Below are 17,951 nucleotides of genomic sequence, written 5' to 3'. Positions count from 1 at the left end.
AGTGATACTATGGAACAACGTATCTTAATAGATGAAGCTGGTATGATGCGTGCCATTCGTCGTATTGGGCATGAAATATTGGAGCGCAATAAAGGATTATCCAATGCCTTAATTATTGGTATTGAGCGCCGTGGTGTACATCTAGCAAAACGATTACAAGCTCAAATTGAGGCTATTGAAGGGATTCAAGTAGATGTGGCAACAATGGATGTGTCTTTATATCGTGATGACCGTGGTCATCAACCCAAAGAAGGACTGCCGTTTACGATGGATACGACTGGTAAGATCGTAATTTTAGTGGATGATGTATTATTCACTGGTAGAACGATTCGTTCCGCCTTAAATGCTTTGATGGATGCGGGCAGACCGAGTGCCATTCAATTGGCGGTCTTAGTAGATCGTGGTCATCGTGAATTGCCTATACGGGCAGATTATGTAGGAAAAAATATCCCTACATCCCACTTGGAAACGGTGAAAGTTCATGTGCACGAAGTGGATGGGGATGATAGTGTAGTCATTTTTTAGAAAGATGAGGAACAACCAATGCATGGTATGGGAACCATCCTTAATGTGGTGTTGATCATTTGTGGTAGCCTATTAGGGCTCTTTATTCGACATCGAATGAAAGATAATTTAAAAGAAACGCTCATGATGGTGTGTGGTATCATTATCCTTCTATTAGGCATGAGTGGAACGATGCAATATATGCTAGTGATCGTCAGTGATAGCCTTCATACAACGGGACCTATGATGATGATTATCTCTATGGTGCTGGGGGCTATTATTGGAGAACTCATTGACTTTGATCGACGTATTACTGCCATTGGAGAATGGCTAAAGTTGAAAACAGGTAACAGTCGGGACCCACAGTTTACTAATGCTTTTATTACGGCCTCCATGACCTTTACAGTTGGTGCTATGGGTGTCATTGGGTCTATTCAAGATGGTTTGACTGGCGATTACAGTACGATGGTTGTCAAAAGTATTCTAGACGGTATTATCGTGATGGTCATGGCATCCTCCATGGGCAAAGGGGCTTTGTTCTCCTTTTTACCGGTGGGGATTACCCAAGGAATCATCACGGGCTTAGCCCATTTAGCGGCACCGCTTATGACTCCAGAGGCGATTGATAATTTATCCTATGTGGGATCTATCTTAATTTTCTGTGTGGGCATTAATGTATTGTGGCCCAATAAGATTCGAGTGGCGAATTTGTTGCCGGCAATTTTTATTGCTATGTTGTTAACATTTTTGCCAATTTCCCTATAGATGTATAAGGATCTATGGATAGACCTCACATCTTATAGGGACGTTGAGTACAGCATTATACATGGCAATCTAGATATATATTTCACCATAGAGGAAGGTTGAGTACAGGATATTCGCTTTCCTCTATTTTTTAACTATCGGGACTTTTGTAATACAAACTCTGAAGGATAGTCTATACTACGGTTATACCGAGATGAGCCATTGATTGAAAGAAAAGAGCCCATATCTTGGTGGCATAGTTTGTATGTATAGTAAAAGGAGGTGAAACGTATGCCATTGTTGTTTGCGCTCCCAGTTGCAGCATCAGCTTTAGAGTTGTTTGTTGCAGGGGTAGTAGAAGGCGTTATAGTCGCAGTGCCAGCAGCTGAAGCAGTTCGGGCTTTGTCCGACTAAGGCTGTGGGCACCTGCCCACATATGTTTGAAATGAGAAAAGGAGGTGTTAGTATGTATGGTTTAGGAATGCTAATAGGCGCAGGTATGGTATTCTACCGCGTACTACGTGATTAAATGAATACTACAAAATAAAATTCGCCGCTGACATGGTCAGTATGGCGTTTTTTTATTGTACAAATGTGAGAAAGTACGTTGTACCTATCTAAAAGGGTATGGTACAATCGATAAAAATACTAGTTGTTTAACTGGCAAGTAGAAATTGAACGCTTTAACATATTACTAGTTATCCGAAGTTGATAGAGCCATAAGAAAAAACGATAGAAGAGGTGTTAGTAGTGGATCGAGAGAGTAAGAAACAAAGAACTATAGAAGATAAACGTATGAAAGAATTAAAGACAGTGCGCAAAATGATAGAAATCTACTGCAAAGGGCAGCACCGATATAAGTCTGGGGACCTCTGTGAAAGTTGTGCAGAGTTGATGCATTATGCAGAAGCAAGGGTGGAGCGGTGCCCGCATATGGAAGTAAAAACCTTTTGCGCCATGTGCAAGACACATTGCTATGCACCGACCTACCGGGAACGAATTAAAGAAGTTATGCGCTATAGTGGTCCCCGTATGTTGTGGAGACATCCTATCATGACAATACGACACATATTACTAGGAAAAGGCCTGATAAAATAATTTTTTATAGAAATTACAATGCGTTAAAACCAAGTAAAACCTTTACACTATATCGAAAATCATAGTATAATGAACATAGACAAAAGAGCGCCCATCATAGGTTGCTCTTTTTTTACTGTAGGAGGCACGGTTTCGTGAGGGAAACTCCTAAGCGTATATTGGGTATAGTTAAAGGGCGTATAACATGAAATTAAAAATCGTAGGATTATTGATCTTACTGGTCATTTCACTCGTAATAGCCCCTCAATTTGGAGCTTCTTTCATTCCCGTGTGGGATATGTACCAAGCGTTTACCAGTCCAGTGCCAACAGATGAGATGAACATGTTGAGCACTATTGTGCAAGATATTCGTTTGCCACGGTTGTTATATTCGGTACTGACAGGGATTGGATTATCTTTGGTAGGAGTTCTGATGCAAACGGTAACACGCAATGCACTAGCCGATCCCTATGTACTAGGTGTCTCGTCAGGGGCTAGTACAGGGGCAGTCTTTGCCATCATTATGGGGGGCTTGCCATTCTTGGCATCCTATAATGTGCCATTCTTTGCTGCATTAGGAGCAGGCATATCTATTTTGCTCGTACTTCTCTGCGTAGGTCGTAGCCAAAGTCCAGTGAAATTAATCTTAATCGGCATGGGCATGACTGGTATTTTCTCATCCATTACGATGATGATTATTTATGGAGCAAAGCATGAAGCACAAGTGCGGAGTGCCATGTTCTGGTTGCTGGGTAGTTTTGCAGGCATCCAGTGGAGAGATTTACCATTAACAGCTATCATCATTGGTTTGTTGATGCTCTACATGTATATGTATAAACAGGATTTTGACGTCCTTTTATTAGGACAACAAGAAGCAAAACAAATGGGCTTATCTGTGAAATCCTTGCAATTATCTATGGTGATTGTATCCTCAGTGGCCATTGCTACCTTGGTGGCAAAAGTGGGTGTTGTGGGCTTTATGGGCCTTATTATTCCGCACTTGGCGCGCATGGTTGGGGGACCTAAACATGGACGATTACTTATTTTTGCGCCACTCATTGGCAGTATTGTGATGATCTGGGCGGATGTACTTTCACGGGCTATGTATAGCCCCGAAGAAATTCCTATCGGCGTATTGACATCCTTACTAGGGGCACCGCTATTTATTTGGATTATTATGACCAGATACCGCCATCAGGGGTAGAAAGTAGGGACTATGTACGAGGTAAATTCTTTGTCCTTTTCCTATGGAAAACGACTAATTTTAGATGATGTGAAGCTCAGCTTTCCTAAACATAAAATGACGGCTATCATTGGACCTAATGGTTGTGGTAAATCGACACTCCTTGGACATTTGAGTCAATTGCACCCCACCGATGCGATTACATTGGATGGCGTGCCTTTACAAACTATTGATGGCCCCACCTTTTCACGGAAGGTGGCGGTCCTAGCACAAATGCATGATGCTATGATTGATGATTTTTTAGTGAAAGATATTGTCCTCATGGGACGATATCCTTATAAAAGTCATTTTGGAAATTATACAGCGGAAGATGTTGCCATTGCCCAATCTTATATGGATCAAGTGGGGGTGTCTCACTTGGCAGAAGAAGAAATGGGACATTTGTCGGGCGGTGAACGGCAACGGGTGTTCATTGCAAAAGCATTGACACAACAAACAGAGGTATTACTGTTAGATGAACCAACGAATCATCTAGACATGAAATACAAGGTGGCGCTCATGAAAGAATTGCAAAACTTTTCGGGTACAAGTATTGTTGTTCTCCATGACCTGAATCTAGCGGCGCGCTATTGTGATCACATCGTATTGATGAAAGATGGCAAAGTGTTGCAAACGGGAACGCCTCAAGAGGTATTGACACCGGAGTTGCTAGAGCCTATTTTTGAAGTGCCATTCCATGTGTCCATGGAAGATGGCGTGTATCATTTATATTACTAATCGTAGTAAGAAAGGGAAGAATATGTTAAGTAATTGGAAAAAATCTAAAGGCTTTGTATTAACAGCTTTAGTATGTGGCGCTTTGGCTGTGGCAGGCTGTGGTTCTGAAAAAGAACAAGCAAAAACTGGTACAGAGGTAACTTGGAGCCAAACATTTGAAGGTAAACAAACAGAATTTGCTGTGAAAGAATCTCCTAAACATGCCGTATCCATGTCTCAATTTACAACAGAAATGATGTTACAATTAGGCTTGGAAGATAAAATGGTGGGTACAGCTTTCCAAGAAGAAGAAATCTATCCACCATTACAAGAAGCCTATGGCAAAGTAAAAGTGTTAGCTGAAAAATGGCCTTCTTATGAAGTGTTTATGTCTGTAAAACCTGACTTCGCTACAGGTTGGGAAGATTCTTTCAGCAAAGAAGGTATCCCTGCAGATAAAATGATTGCTCAGAAAGTAAACATTTGGATTCCAGAGTCTGCTTTATCTACAGAAGCTGATTTAGAAACTAATTTCAAAGATATGATTAAATTGGGCGAAATCTTCGGCGTGAAAGCAAAAGCAGAAGAATGGGTAAAAGGTCAACGTGCAATCTTAGAAAAAGTACAAGCTAAATTGAAAGACCTTCCACATAAACGTGTATTCGTATATGACTCCCAAGATGGACAACCATTCACAGTATTTGAAGGTTATACGACGAATGTATTGCGTTTAATCGGTGCTGATAATGTAATGAGCGGTTTAGGGGTAGATAAAACTTGGGCAAAAGGTTCTTGGGAAACAGTTGTACAACAAAACCCTGATTACATCATCATTCCTGATTATGGTAATTCCATCCGCAACGATGATGATTTCCAAGAAAAAGTAGCTAAAATTAAAGCTGACCCTCAATTACAAACAATTAAAGCGGTACAAGAAAATCATTTCATCCGTGTAAAATTATCTGAAATTACACCAGGCGTTCGTACAGTAGAAGCGTTGAAACGTTTAGCTGAAGAAATCCATGGTATTAAAATTGACTAATTATATAGGTTAAGACTTATCGGGGCTGTAACAAAATGTACTTTTTTACATTTTAGTTACAGCCCCGTTTTTTCTTTTTAGTGCTGATGGAGTAGCTGTATAGATAGGGATTGATAAGATAGTAATTTGTATAGTATGATGAGAATAAACTGATTTTACACATGTCATACGGTTTGAATCATATGGAAATAGGCGTACATGTATATATCTCAATTTTGTGTAAAACTGTGAAATTGGTGAAAACTTCTACTAAACGTTGCTGATGCGTTTTTTGAGGATACATAATACGATATAATGTCTACTAGTTTGCATGGGTATAACACATATTCATTTTGTTAAAAGTTGAAAATAGTGTAGCTTTAATTATAAGGGCATTATTTTTCACTATAATAATTTTGAATCGTAAAAGGGGTATAATATGAGTTCTAGAAAGTTAAAACTGTCTACTGCAATATGTTTAAGTATTAGTGCGCTGGTCTCTATGACATCAGGTGTTATGGCTGAGCAAACGATTACAGAGTTTGCGAAAACAGAGATTATGAATGGTAATCCTCCTGGTTTTAGAGATGATCTAAAAAAAGGTGGGATATGGGATAGTGCTACTAAAACATATAACTTTAGTAAGAATAGTACTTTCAGTAATAGATTCAAAGGTATTGAATCCAAGGATGCAGATGTAACGATTAAGGCAGAAGGTGCTGAATTGACATTTAACCATGTTAAAAGTAACATGCCGATTCGTGCGATTAAGGGATCTGAATCCAGTAGAGGATGGCGGGAATGGAAAGCAGACAAGGTAGCCCAACCAAAAGGAAATATTAATATTACAGTTAAGAAACTCACTGTAAACGTAGATAAAACTGCTAAAAGTAGTAATGTAGATACAGCGGCTTTAGCTGCATCCTCTCATCGTAAAGATGACACCACAGTGAAAGTAAACATAAAAGGTGATGTGGATTTTAATGTAAAGAATAATTATTGGACAGATAGTACAAAAGCACGTGAAACTGTTACAGGAGGTATTGTTGCGGTCAATGATGCAGATGTGACTATTGACGGTAATGCAAAAATTCACGTAGAAATTCCCAATCAAGGAGTACGAGGAACATATTACTTTGTGGGACATTACTTTGTGAATGGTATCTATGCGGGACTTAATTATATAGGTGAGAAACAAGGACCTAGAGTACATATTACAGGCGATGTAGATATTGATGGAGATGGAACTGGGGTACAAGCTAATTCTAGATCCAATATTACCATTGATGGTGGCGGACGAATTGCTACAAAAGATACAGTAGATTTTGAGCATTATGCTATCGTTGCCGAAGAATCTACGGTAAATATGAACTCTAAAGTAGATGAACATGGTAATTTAACGCAATCAAATGGTCATAAAGTAGAAATATTAGGTAATATCGGTTTATTTAATCGTGAAGCTGACCGTGATACCTTAACGTATGGAAAGACACCAACGAAGATAAATCTTGCTCTGTCTACACCAGACTCTTCTATGAAGGGGGTTGTAATCAATCATTATGCAGAAGTAGATAGAACGAACCCTAATCCTGATAAAGCTGAGATTAGAAAAAATACAGGTATGAATTTACTGTTAGAAAATAAAGCTACATGGAATAATGTGAACTATGGTAGACCATTTGAAGGTTATAATGGAGTCGGTAATTTTACAGGCTCAAAAATTAAAACTTTGATAGGGGGATCGACTGCTGATACAGCGGGAACGATTTTACAAAATGATACGAAACCAATTACGGTAGATACATTATCTGGGGCTATGAATGTCATGTATTCCCATGCTAATCAAGGAACCGAGGATAGTGATTATACAGGGGGAACCTTCATTGTAAAACAAGCAAAAGAAAACTCTAGTGTTACCCTCTTAACAGATGCAAATAATATTAATATGAAAGATAGAGCATCTGTAGAAAAAGCTTTAATGGCTTTAGGTAAAAAATTAAAATACGAAGATTCTGCTTCTAATGCGAAACGTTTAACAGGTAAAGTCGGTATAACGGAAGGTCTTACCTCATCATCTGCAACATTGCTACAAGGTGCATTAACGTATACTGATGACCACTTAGGTTCTTATGTATCTAGTTCCGCCTTTAATTCTATACAAAATGGGGACTATGAAACAAAGGTCATGAAAGATGAGCGATTAGGAAGAACTGCGATTAATATACTTTGGGCGGATCGTTTTAGAAATAGGCACCAATTCGTAGGCGATAATGAATTTAATGTCCGCATGTCATATGGAGAACGTACATTAGATGATGGATACCATACAAACTATAATGAAGTGGAATTAAGTTATGGTAAACAAGTAACTCCAAAAGTGGATGTGATGGGTTCTGTTAGCCATCTATCTGGAAATAATGACTCTGAAAGCAAAGATAAAGTGTATACAGGAAACGTACAAGGAAACTATCAACTTACACCACATGACTCTATCGGGCTTGCTCTAGGGATAGGCCGTATCGAGCATACACTGAAATCGGTGGATAGATTGGGTAAATTAACTTCTGGTACGTATACAACAAATGCAGTGGGAACAGCTGTTACATACACGCATGAAAGTACAGTTAATGGTTGGACAGTTTATAGATCTGTCCTTGCTAGTGCTAGTAAAATCCCTGGAAGTACGTATTCAGCAGTAAAAGATAAGAAAGTGCTATCTGTACACCAAAATGATTATACGAGTCTTGTTCTAGGTGGTATGGTCAGTGCAACAAAAGCATTTCATCATGGACGTGTTTATGGCTCATTAGGTCTATTCCATGAATTTAATGGCGATATTAATACTTCCTATACAGCTGATGATGGTGGCAATAAAACAACCCAATATAAGGGAAAAACAACTTGGGCTCAAATCAATCTTGGTGCTAGTTACCAAGTTGCTAACGGTACTAATGTGTATATTGATTATGATAAAATATTTGGAAGTGGAGATCGTGCATCGTGGAATATTAATGGTGGATTGAAATTTATGATTTAATATTCCTTCATTTCGTTTAGAAAGTTGTGCAAGGCTAAAGCACCCTATGTTGCTCTCATAGGGTGCTTTTGGTTGACTTATGATAGCTAATTAAACAAAAAAGGGCTGTAACAAAAATGTAAAAAAAGTGCATTTTGTGACAGCCCCTTTGTATGTGCGAGAGAAAGAAGATAGGTTAGTAGGCATGAGGGCATTCTATTTGTGACATATTGAAGTAGGAGTTTTATGGTTGTTGTCGAATAGTAATAAGATATGACCTTTTATATATAGGTTCATGTAGGTTATATTTTGTATAGGAGGAAAGAAACATGTTATTATACGCAACGCAAATGCCAGTAGCCAAAGGGTTTTCAGAGGAAGCGTTTGGACAAGTTGTCATAGACTGGGTGCAGTCGGAACAGGTGGCACGGATATATAGCCATATAGTAGGTGAGGAATATGAAAAATTTGATCCTATGGTATGGATTCCCATGGCAGATTTTACCTCATGGCATAATGAAGTATTTAACTTTTCTATACAACGTGTTAATCAGGTAGTAGCTACAAGGCTGAGTATCACTATTCAAGTTGGGAAATACATGATAGATCTTGTATATAATGGGGATGAGAACTATGTGACTATGAATGTCCATGGAGAAGGTAAACCAGTGGATAAGGAACATTTCTTACCAGTCTTAGCAAGTTCATTTTGTCGATTTTTAATTGATGCTGGAAAAGGTGGTATTGATAACAATCTACGCATGCTGGGTACGCCACGTTATGTAGATAATCCTGCTCGTCATATTCAAAAGGTATTAGATGGTGACAAGCAATGTAAGATGCCTATCTTAATGGTGACTCTTTCAAAATCAGGGGAAGCTCCTTTAGATGTGGATGATTTGGCGATGAGCACCTTAGGGTTGGCACATGTCATCGTCGTACCTAGTGACAATGGTAAAATCAATGAAAGTTTAGCACAATGGGGCACTAATAAAGAACGAATGAAACATGTAATCCTCTTTTTCCCTGCTGACGCATATGGTAAAAAGGAACCACAGCTCATTTCTATTGATAAACAGGGACATCATGCCATTGAATCTTGTGTGACTGCCTTACAATATTATTCCCGTTTACGACCAATGGACTCCTTACAGACTTGGGATGGAGTGACTATTGCTGGATTAGAATATAAAATGTCACAATTAACTTCTGAAACCATTTCCGTGTCAGATGGAGAAATGCACCTTGAATTTGTTGATGAAGTAAAAGAAGTGGAAGATTGTCCAGATGTAAATGAATCTAGTACTGTTACGGAGATAGACACTGAAGAGGCATCTGAGTCTGAAAGTACGGTTTTAGAAGAAGAAACAATGGAGGAAGTGGCAGATGTCATTCCTACCGATACAATGAGTGCTGCCTTAGAAACAGCCAATGTGGAGCACCGTAGTGGGGCTTGTGGAGAAATGCTGGCACAATTGGTGAAAGAAGGATGTAAGGAAGGTCTATTCGACGTGCCACAGATGTTACAAATTTCAGCAGGAATGACATTGATGCGCTTACTTCACATGCATCATAAAGAAGTGCATGATCGTGTATTTGAAACGACACCCATATTGAAACGAGGTATGATTAAAGGGACTCGGTATACAAAAGTTGGCTCCGTGGAGATGATGGAAAAAGTGAATGCTGTCATGGAGCGATGGGGTATTATTTGGGTACACCAAGATGCGTACGACTTGGTGGATGGCGAGTTAATTCCATTACGGGCTATTTGCGGAGAAGATAGCGTGTTCCCTTGGAATACAGTGCAGTTTGAATCTCTAGTCTCCATGGAAGCACCATCTGTCTTTGACGTGGCTCAAGCCTTACGAGAGGGAATGCCTGTTTCCGTGTATACCTCTTATGCGAGAAGTGTGGCAAAATTAGTGTTGTTAGATGAACAAATGGCGAAGTTAGAAGCAGATTGCATCCGTGAAGAGGAAGAGCGACAAGAGCAATTACGCTTAGAAGAAGAACGGAAAGCCCAAATTCAACGAGATCGTGAGGAAGCACAACGAAAAGCGGAACTTGAAGCACAGGAAAAAGCCTGTGAACTTTCACCAGCGGAAGTCAAAGTATTGTTGGCGAAGTTGAAAGAGTTAGAAGAGGAAAATGAGTCCTTACGAGAGGCTTACACATCATTGGAAGATAAAAATGAAGAGTTGTTGGCGGAAAACAATGAGTTGCACAAGGAGAATAAACAACTTCGCATCGATTATGACCGTTTGTTGGAAGATTTGGAAGACCATACGGACCCAGATACCCCAGACACAGTACAAACACCGCATGGCGTGGCGTACACAGATGAGCAAGGCAATTTGTATATGTCTAAAGTGGGACGATTGTTTGAAGGTGATGAACTGGATGATGATATGCAAGAAGGGAAATTTATCTTGCTACGCGGGGAAGAGAAAGATTTATATCCTCATGAAGTGCGTGATTTAGTGTTAGATATGTTGGCAGATTATAAGAAATTATGCGCTCCCAACTCTCGCCGTGAGCATGTCATTCAAGATTTGTTAGAGGCGAATCATTTTAACAACTCCATCCGTAAACGCCGTGAAGAATTGAAAAATAAAATCCGTACATACCGTAAAATGGACTCTAGTTTCGAATCCTATTTGCGTAGCATCGGATTCCAAGTGACTGGAAAAGGGAAACATTATAAATGGACCTATTTTGATGACCCACGGTATGTAATCACTGCAGGCAAGACTATCAGCGATGGTTGGTGTGCTGGATTGAATATCTACTCCGTCATTGAACGATTGATGTTGTAGTTCATAGATATGGCGTAGAGAAAGCCTATAAAAATCATATAAAAAGAGGAAAGTTGATTCGCATCAGTTTTCCTCTTTTTTGTTGGGAGCCGTTTTGTGACAGCTCCTGTTAGTTAGAAGGATCTATTTTAGAGTAGTTTATTATTTGTTGCCCCCTTCTTGTAAGGCTTGTAAATAGCCTTTGACAGGGTTGATATCATTTTTACTGCATTGTAGAAAATGGGCTAGGATACATTGCAGTGTTTCTTCGGAATAGGATTGTAATTCACCAGTCATGTATGTTTCCACAGATGTATGGGTCATGGAATTATCCTTGGATTGAATCGGTCTGTGATGTGTATCATAGCCTGGTGTTTCAGCTTGGATGGCTAATTCCCACTTCATGTACAGTGCCATAATGGCTGTCACTAAAGAAACTTTAGTGGAGGACATAGGTGGCAATTTATCCTTTATAGCTAAAAATTCATCGGGATGAGTGGCTTCCATCATATATCCGTATTTGAATGTCACCAAGTTATGCCCTTTCATACGGGCTACTTCTAAATCGTGTAAATAGGATTGTAACACTGGTGTGGAATACATAGACCAATAGGCATGGCGCGATACGATGAAGTTAGCCATTTGATCTTGGCAAGGAGAGCGATGGCCCACATTTTGTGTACTCGTAAAGAGAGGCCATTCTTGTTGAATGATGGAAATAATTAAATCGTCTTTCATAATAGAGCTCCTATTCTACCCAAGAATCTTCTCCACGGAGAAGTGGGTCTTGAATGCGTTGAATGACTTCTTTAGCTTGATAGGTTAAGAAATCAATGGGACTTGTACTGAGACCATTGCGTTGTAGTTCTTGGATAATGGCAGTGCATAAGCGATCGATGTGAGGTTTGGTATCTCGAATCGGTGCGTCTAGTAATTCAGGAATTCCATGTTTCACAGTATTTCCTAAGATAGGAAGGGTACAGCTGTGACGATAGAGCCATTTGTAGAATGGTGCATAGGATTTGTTCAATAGATGCACGAGTAGCATGTAATGGTGGACAAATTGATGCAATGCTAAGCTTGCGGCAATAGTGTCACCACGCTGTAACATGCGAGGTAAATTATACTGACCAGACTGTGCTAGTTGGTTTAATTCATAGGCGATTTTACGGAGTCGAATGTCCTCTGGATAGTAAGCCAATAAGTGCTGACGAATATGTGTGAAAGAACCGAAATTGTCTAGAAATACTTCCCCATTGGTAGCGGTGCAGAGTAAATCTTGAGGGATGCGGCGAAATTCTTTTTCACATTGCGGTCCTTCAGGGTACAGTGTATAGCGCCGATAAAAGTCAGATATATTTTCAATTTGTACTGTGCCATAGGCATAGTTTTTGAAATATGTTTGAAGACGATCTTTGTGAGCTGTATAGGTGTCGGCAGGTAAGAATAGCTGGCATCGTTTTGTAAAGTCATGGTCTTCAGAGATGGTATCATCAAAGCCTAAGCATTCTGATCCAGTGCCCACAAGAGCTAAGCATATATGAGGTACTAGGTCAGGTAGATTGAGTTCTATATCCTGTGCTACTTGATGAGCTAGTTCTCTCCCTAGTTCTAATCCTGTTTGGCGATGACAGGGTGTCTCTTGTTGCAGTGTTTTGATGAGGTCTTTTACATAGTCAAGATTGTGCAACACTGATTGATAGGCTTGGCTTTCTACACCGTAATTGTGTTTTACAATCGGTAGAGCTTCTCGATATAAATTGAGGGCCACATCGTAGTGATGCTGTTCCATTTCGTAATCGGCCCGATTATTTAGGACCGCAGCATACATAGGATGTTCCGTACCGACTTCTCGGCGCAAAATGTAGGCAGCCTTATCTAGATAGACTTGAGGAGAAAGTTCTCGTGTTCCCTTGATGTGTTTGCTGATTTCATACAAATTATTGTAGCTGATGGCTAGGGGAACTTGATACTCCGTAGGCTCCAATAGGCGGACAGCTTCCAATTGCAATTCATGAGCTGTTTCGTAGTTGTTAGTATCACGATAGAGGAGAGATAAATTGTTAAGCAAGCCAATATAAGCATAGGATGTATCCCCAACAGATTGGAAAATCTCTTTGGCTTTTAACAGATGTGTTTCTGCCTCGAAATAGGACTTCTTTTCACGATAGGTATTTCCTAAATTGATTAAAATCGTAGCATACGTTTGTGGCGTATAGGTGTCACTCTGTTCATAGATTCGTAAGGATTCATCAATGGCAGCAATAGCATCGTCATATCTACCTACATTGCGTAGGGACCCACTATATTCATTTAAGATCTCAATCAATTTTTTATGATTGTTTTGAACACGGCAGAGATGAATGGCCTTTTCTAGATAGTCGATCATGCCTTGCTCATTGCCTTGGCGCCATAATGTATGCGCTTGTTTCAGTAGAGATTGAATTGATTCCATAGAACCTCCTATAACAAGGTGAGTAATTCTGATGAAGGGTCTGAAATATGGGCGTAGCTGACAATTTCTTTTGGATACAATTGTGAAAGTTCCTCTTCAATGGCTTTTAAATCACTATAGGAAGCAGAGATGGTAAGAATACTTTTACCACATAAACCGATTCCAATTTGAAGACTTAGTAATTGCACCAGATGATGCCAAGCTATGTGATTAGCTAGATGAAAGACAGCTACTGATGTGTTACATTCATAGATACCTAGGTGAGAGACGCTAGGTATTTTTTGTTTGTGCTGAAATGTGGAGAGCACATCGGGGTGGAGTCCCGTAATAGTTTTATACTGAATCTGTTTTTCAGATTCTAAGATGAGTTCGATCTGTTGTATCACATCGGTATCTGCAATCAGTACAAAGAAAGCTTTGCCAGGACATATACGGTAATGTTTGACAAAGGAGATGGGATAGTCTTTCAATAACCGATCTAAAAGAGCAAATCCAGCTGCGATACGATTGGTTTCCCAAAGACATATAGCCGTGTGCGATGTCATGGTAATCACCTCCTGCATATAATTGCTTTCAGTATAAAGAGAAATATAAGGGACATCAATAGACGAAAGAGAAGAGGTGTCTATAGTACCGTGGTTAAGTTTGAATATTACCAAGTCATGATGAAAACACATAGGAAGTATGATAATTTTAGAATTAAAGATGATAGCGGCATACATTATACATATGACTAGAGGTTTGAATTTTACAAATATTTGGATTGTAAATTCTTATCAGTTAGACTCTGAAATGTGGTACCATTTTCTTAACAAGCATGCACAGTATTCCATTTGCGCATAATTGGGACGGAGGCATGAGATTTTTTATACGTTGTAAGGAGGTTAACACATGCTAGAACGAGGATTTAGTAAACCAACAGAACGAATTGAAAAGTTAAGAAAAGTAATTATTGATGCTGTACCACAGGTCGAATCAGAACGTGCAGTTTTAATTACAGAATCTTACAAGGAAACCGAAGGTCAACCTACGATTATCCGTCGTGCCAAAGCTGTTGAAAAAATCTTTAACGAGTTGCCAGTTACAATCCGTGATAATGAACTTGTAGTTGGTTCTATCACAATCAACCCACGCTCCACAGAAATTTGCCCAGAGTTCTCCTACGATTGGGTAGAAAAAGAATTCCATACTATGCATAAACGTATGGCCGATCCATTCGAAATTTCTGAAAAAGTACAACATGAATTGCATGAAGCTTTCAAATATTGGGAAGGTAAAACAACTAACTCCTTAGCAGATTCCTATATGGAACCAGATACAAAAGACTGTATCGCTAATGGTGTATTCACAGTAGGTAACTACTTCTTCGGTGGTGTAGGCCACGTAAACGTAGACTACGGTAAAATCTTAGAAAAAGGTTTCCGCGGCGTATTAGAAGAAACTATTACAGCATTACATGCACTAGACGAAGATGATCCTAGCAGCATTAAGAAAAAACAATTCTACAATGCAGTTATTATCTCCTACAATGCAGCTATCCGATTCGCACATCGCTATGCTGAAAAAGCTCGTGAGTTAGCAAGTCAAACATCTTGCCCAACTCGTAAAGCAGAATTACAACAAATCGCTGCTAACTGTGATCGCGTACCTGAATTCGGCGCTCGTAACTTCTGGGAAGCATGTCAATCTTTCTGGTTCTTACAAATCATGGTTCAAATTGAGTCCAATGGTCACTCCATCTCCCCAGGCCGTTTCGACCAATACATGTATCCATACTTAAAAGATGATCCAATTGATCGCGTAAAAGCACAAGAATTAGTAGACTGCATCTGGGTTAAATTGAACGATATCAACAAAACTCGTGATGAAATCTCTGCACAAGCATTCGCCGGTTATGCAGTATTCCAAAACCTTTGCGTAGGTGGTCAAGATTCTGAAGGTAAAGATGCAACAAACGAAGTATCTTACATGTGTATGGAAGCAGTAGCGCACGTTCGCTTACCAGCTCCATCCTTCTCTGTACGTGTACATCAAAATGCTCCGATGGAATTCTTATATCGCGCTTGTGAAGTATCCCGTTTAGGCTATGGTGTTCCAGCATTCTACAATGATGAAGTAATTATCTTGGCTCTTGTTTCTCGTGGCGTAGCATTAAAAGATGCTCGTGACTACTGTATCATCGGTTGTGTTGAACCACAAGCGGGCCATCGTACAGAAGGTTGGCATGATGCGGCGTTCTTCAATATCGCAAAAGTTCTTGAAATTACTCTTAACAACGGACGTTGTAAAGGCAAACAATTGGGACCTAAAACTGGCGAGTTAGAAGAATTAGATACTATGGATAAATTGTTGGCAGCATACCAACAACAAATGGAATACTTCGTTCGTCACTTAGCAAAAGCTGACAACGCTGTTGACTACGCTCACATGGAACGCGCTCCATTGCCATTCATGTCTGCTATGGTTGACGATTGTATCAAACGCGGTAAATCTTGCCAAGAAGGTGGCGCAATCTACAACTTCACAGGACCTCAAGCATTCGGTGTTGCTGACGCAGGTGACTCCTTATATGCAATCCAAAAAAATATTTTCGAAGACAAACGCTTTACATTAACTGAATTGCGTGAAGCATTAGAAGCTAACTTCGGTTATAGCGATAGCGCAGCTCCAATTTGCACTCCTTCTATTCCAGAATCTACATTAGATGAAGCTCAAATCTATGAAGCAGTTAAGAAAATCTTATCCTCCACAGGATCTATCGACATTGCTACATTGGAATCTCATTTGAAACAAGGTACTGGCACAGGCACAAGCTGTGGATGCAAATCACAAGCTGATCCAAGCAAATATGCAACGATCCGCAATATCTTGAAAAACACTGATTCTTTCGGTAATGATATTGAAGAAGTAGACCAATTCGCATATCGTTGCGGTAAAATCTACTGTAATGAAGTGGATAAATACATGAACCCTCGTGGCGGTCAATTCCAAGCTGGTATCTATCCAGTATCCGCTAACGTATTGTTTGGTAAAGACGTAGCTGCATTACCTGATGGGCGTTTAGCAACTGAACCATTGGCTGACGGTGTATCCCCTCGTCAAGGTAACGACGTAAACGGTCCTACAGCGGCTTCCAACTCCGTAGCAAAATTAGACCATGCGCAAGCATCTAATGGTACATTGTACAACCAAAAATTCACACCAGCTGCGGTAGGTGGCGAACAAGGTTTGAAAAACTTCGTATCTATCATTAAGAGCTTCTTCGATAAAAAAGGTAGCCATGTTCAATTCAACGTTGTAGATAAACAAACATTGTTAGATGCACAAGAACATCCGGAAGATAATCAAGACTTGATCGTTCGTGTAGCAGGTTACAGTGCGCACTTCGTAACATTGGCTAAAGAAGTACAAGACGATATCATTAATCGTACAGAACATGAAATGTAGGTACATAATATAAAGGATAAGTTCGTATGGAATCAGTAGATTATAGTGTACAAGGCACTGTATTTGATATTCAACGCTTTTCCATTCACGATGGACCAGGAATTCGGACAATCGTTTTTTTGAAAGGCTGTCCATTACGATGTAAATGGTGTTCTAATCCAGAATCACAGCAGTATTATCCTGAAGTAGTGTATCGAAAACAACTCTGTATTGGTTGTAAAGCTTGTCAGGCAGTTTGCCCTAAACAGGCCATTGCCGATGGCAACCCGTACTGGATCGACCGTACACTCTGCGACAACTGTTCAGAGTGTACCATGGTCTGTCCTACCAGTGCACTTTCCATGAAAGGTAAGTTGATGACCGTTGAACAAGTGGTGCGGGAATTGAAAAAAGATGCAACGCAGTATTTCCGCTCTAATGGCGGCATCACCTTATCTGGTGGAGAGGCATTGACACAACCAAAGTTTGCTAAAGAAATCTTTAAAGCTTGTAAAGCACAAGGATGGCATACCGCAATAGAAACAGAAGGGTATTATGACACAAAGATTGTAGAAGAGATTATGCCGTACATCGACTTAGTTCTACTAGATATCAAAAGCGTCAATCCAGAGCAACACAAAAAGTTCACTGGTGTGGATAACGCAAGGATCAGAGAGTCGGCTAAAGTCATACAGTCTATCACAAATACAACAGTGCGTGTTCCTACGATTCCTGGGTTTAATGCGAGCGAAGAAGATATTCGTGGCATAGCAGAGTTTGTGAAGGAAAATATGCCTAATGTTCATGATATTCACTTGTTGCCATATCACAATTATGGGCAAGGGAAATATGAATTATTGGGACGTGAATATGAATTAGAAAATACACCAAAGATTCCAGAAGAAGAAATGGAAACGTATAAAAAAATAGTAGAATCATATGGTTTAAACTGTATTATTGGTGGTTAGGAG

Annotated in this window: 14 protein-coding genes; 11 read left to right on the top strand and 3 right to left on the bottom strand. The window is 39.7% G+C overall.

Annotated features, from left to right (window positions below; all coding sequences use genetic code 11):
- Window positions 1-9: 9 nt before the first annotated feature.
- From pyrR to EO125_RS01090, 9 genes are all read left to right on the top strand, one after another.
- Window positions 10-525: a bifunctional pyr operon transcriptional regulator/uracil phosphoribosyltransferase PyrR gene (gene pyrR, locus EO125_RS01125; protein WP_127147267.1), complete on the top strand. Its 516-nt coding sequence runs from the start codon at window positions 10-12 to the stop codon at window positions 523-525.
- A gap of 18 nt (window positions 526-543) precedes the next feature.
- Window positions 544-1,269, top strand: a complete 726-nt coding sequence (locus tag EO125_RS01120) for a DUF554 domain-containing protein (protein WP_127147266.1) — start codon at window positions 544-546, stop codon at window positions 1,267-1,269.
- Window positions 1,270-1,539: 270 nt separating this feature from the next.
- On the top strand, window positions 1,540-1,662 hold the full coding sequence (locus EO125_RS10080; RefSeq protein ID WP_255416557.1) for a hypothetical protein: 123 nt from the start codon (window positions 1,540-1,542) through the stop codon (window positions 1,660-1,662).
- A 336-nt stretch (window positions 1,663-1,998) separates the two neighbouring features.
- A complete protein-coding gene (locus EO125_RS01115; RefSeq protein ID WP_255416556.1) occupies window positions 1,999-2,346 on the top strand; it encodes a nitrous oxide-stimulated promoter family protein in 348 nt (115 codons plus the stop codon).
- 184 nt (window positions 2,347-2,530) lie between these two features.
- Window positions 2,531-3,529 carry an iron ABC transporter permease gene (locus tag EO125_RS01110; RefSeq protein WP_127147265.1) on the top strand — a complete coding sequence of 333 codons (999 nt, stop codon included), beginning with the start codon at window positions 2,531-2,533 and terminating at the stop codon, window positions 3,527-3,529.
- 12 nt (window positions 3,530-3,541) lie between these two features.
- The gene (locus tag EO125_RS01105; RefSeq protein WP_127147264.1) at window positions 3,542-4,285 is read left to right on the top strand and encodes an ABC transporter ATP-binding protein; all 744 of its coding nucleotides are present in this window, start codon (window positions 3,542-3,544) and stop codon (window positions 4,283-4,285) included.
- Between the two features lie 22 nt (window positions 4,286-4,307).
- Window positions 4,308-5,306 carry an ABC transporter substrate-binding protein gene (locus tag EO125_RS01100; protein ID WP_127147263.1) on the top strand — a complete coding sequence of 333 codons (999 nt, stop codon included), beginning with the start codon at window positions 4,308-4,310 and terminating at the stop codon, window positions 5,304-5,306.
- Window positions 5,307-5,724: 418 nt separating this feature from the next.
- Window positions 5,725-8,322, top strand: coding sequence for an autotransporter outer membrane beta-barrel domain-containing protein (locus EO125_RS01095; RefSeq protein WP_127147262.1), 2,598 nt, complete (start codon window positions 5,725-5,727; stop codon window positions 8,320-8,322).
- A 308-nt stretch (window positions 8,323-8,630) separates the two neighbouring features.
- Complete coding sequence (locus EO125_RS01090) at window positions 8,631-11,120, top strand: hypothetical protein (RefSeq protein ID WP_127147261.1); 2,490 nt, start codon at window positions 8,631-8,633, stop codon at window positions 11,118-11,120.
- A gap of 141 nt (window positions 11,121-11,261) precedes the next feature.
- Here the strand turns inward: EO125_RS01090 and EO125_RS01085 are convergent, their stop codons facing one another.
- The 3 genes from EO125_RS01085 to EO125_RS01075 are packed head-to-tail and all read right to left on the bottom strand — an operon-like array spanning window position 11,262 to window position 14,099.
- Complete coding sequence (locus EO125_RS01085) at window positions 11,262-11,837, bottom strand: DUF4125 family protein (protein WP_127147260.1); 576 nt, start codon at window positions 11,835-11,837, stop codon at window positions 11,262-11,264.
- A 10-nt stretch (window positions 11,838-11,847) separates the two neighbouring features.
- Window positions 11,848-13,554, bottom strand: a complete 1,707-nt coding sequence (locus EO125_RS01080; protein WP_127147259.1) for a DUF4037 domain-containing protein — start codon at window positions 13,552-13,554, stop codon at window positions 11,848-11,850.
- 8 nt (window positions 13,555-13,562) lie between these two features.
- Window positions 13,563-14,099: a hypothetical protein gene (locus EO125_RS01075; RefSeq protein ID WP_127147258.1), complete on the bottom strand. Its 537-nt coding sequence runs from the start codon at window positions 14,097-14,099 to the stop codon at window positions 13,563-13,565.
- Window positions 14,100-14,445: 346 nt separating this feature from the next.
- Here EO125_RS01075 and EO125_RS01070 point away from each other — a divergent pair, with 346 nt between their 5' ends.
- Together EO125_RS01070 and EO125_RS01065 are read left to right on the top strand one after the other, a co-directional pair.
- Window positions 14,446-17,001 (top strand): glycyl radical protein, encoded by a 2,556-nt coding sequence (locus tag EO125_RS01070; protein ID WP_127147257.1) that lies wholly within the window; start codon window positions 14,446-14,448, stop codon window positions 16,999-17,001.
- A gap of 26 nt (window positions 17,002-17,027) precedes the next feature.
- The gene (locus EO125_RS01065; protein WP_127147256.1) at window positions 17,028-17,948 is read left to right on the top strand and encodes a glycyl-radical enzyme activating protein; all 921 of its coding nucleotides are present in this window, start codon (window positions 17,028-17,030) and stop codon (window positions 17,946-17,948) included.
- Window positions 17,949-17,951: the final 3 nt, after the last annotated feature.

This window comes from Veillonella sp. VA139 (genome assembly GCF_003992005.1).
Taxonomy (GTDB): domain Bacteria; phylum Bacillota; class Negativicutes; order Veillonellales; family Veillonellaceae; genus F0422.
This window is presented reverse-complemented; position numbering and strand designations above follow the sequence as displayed.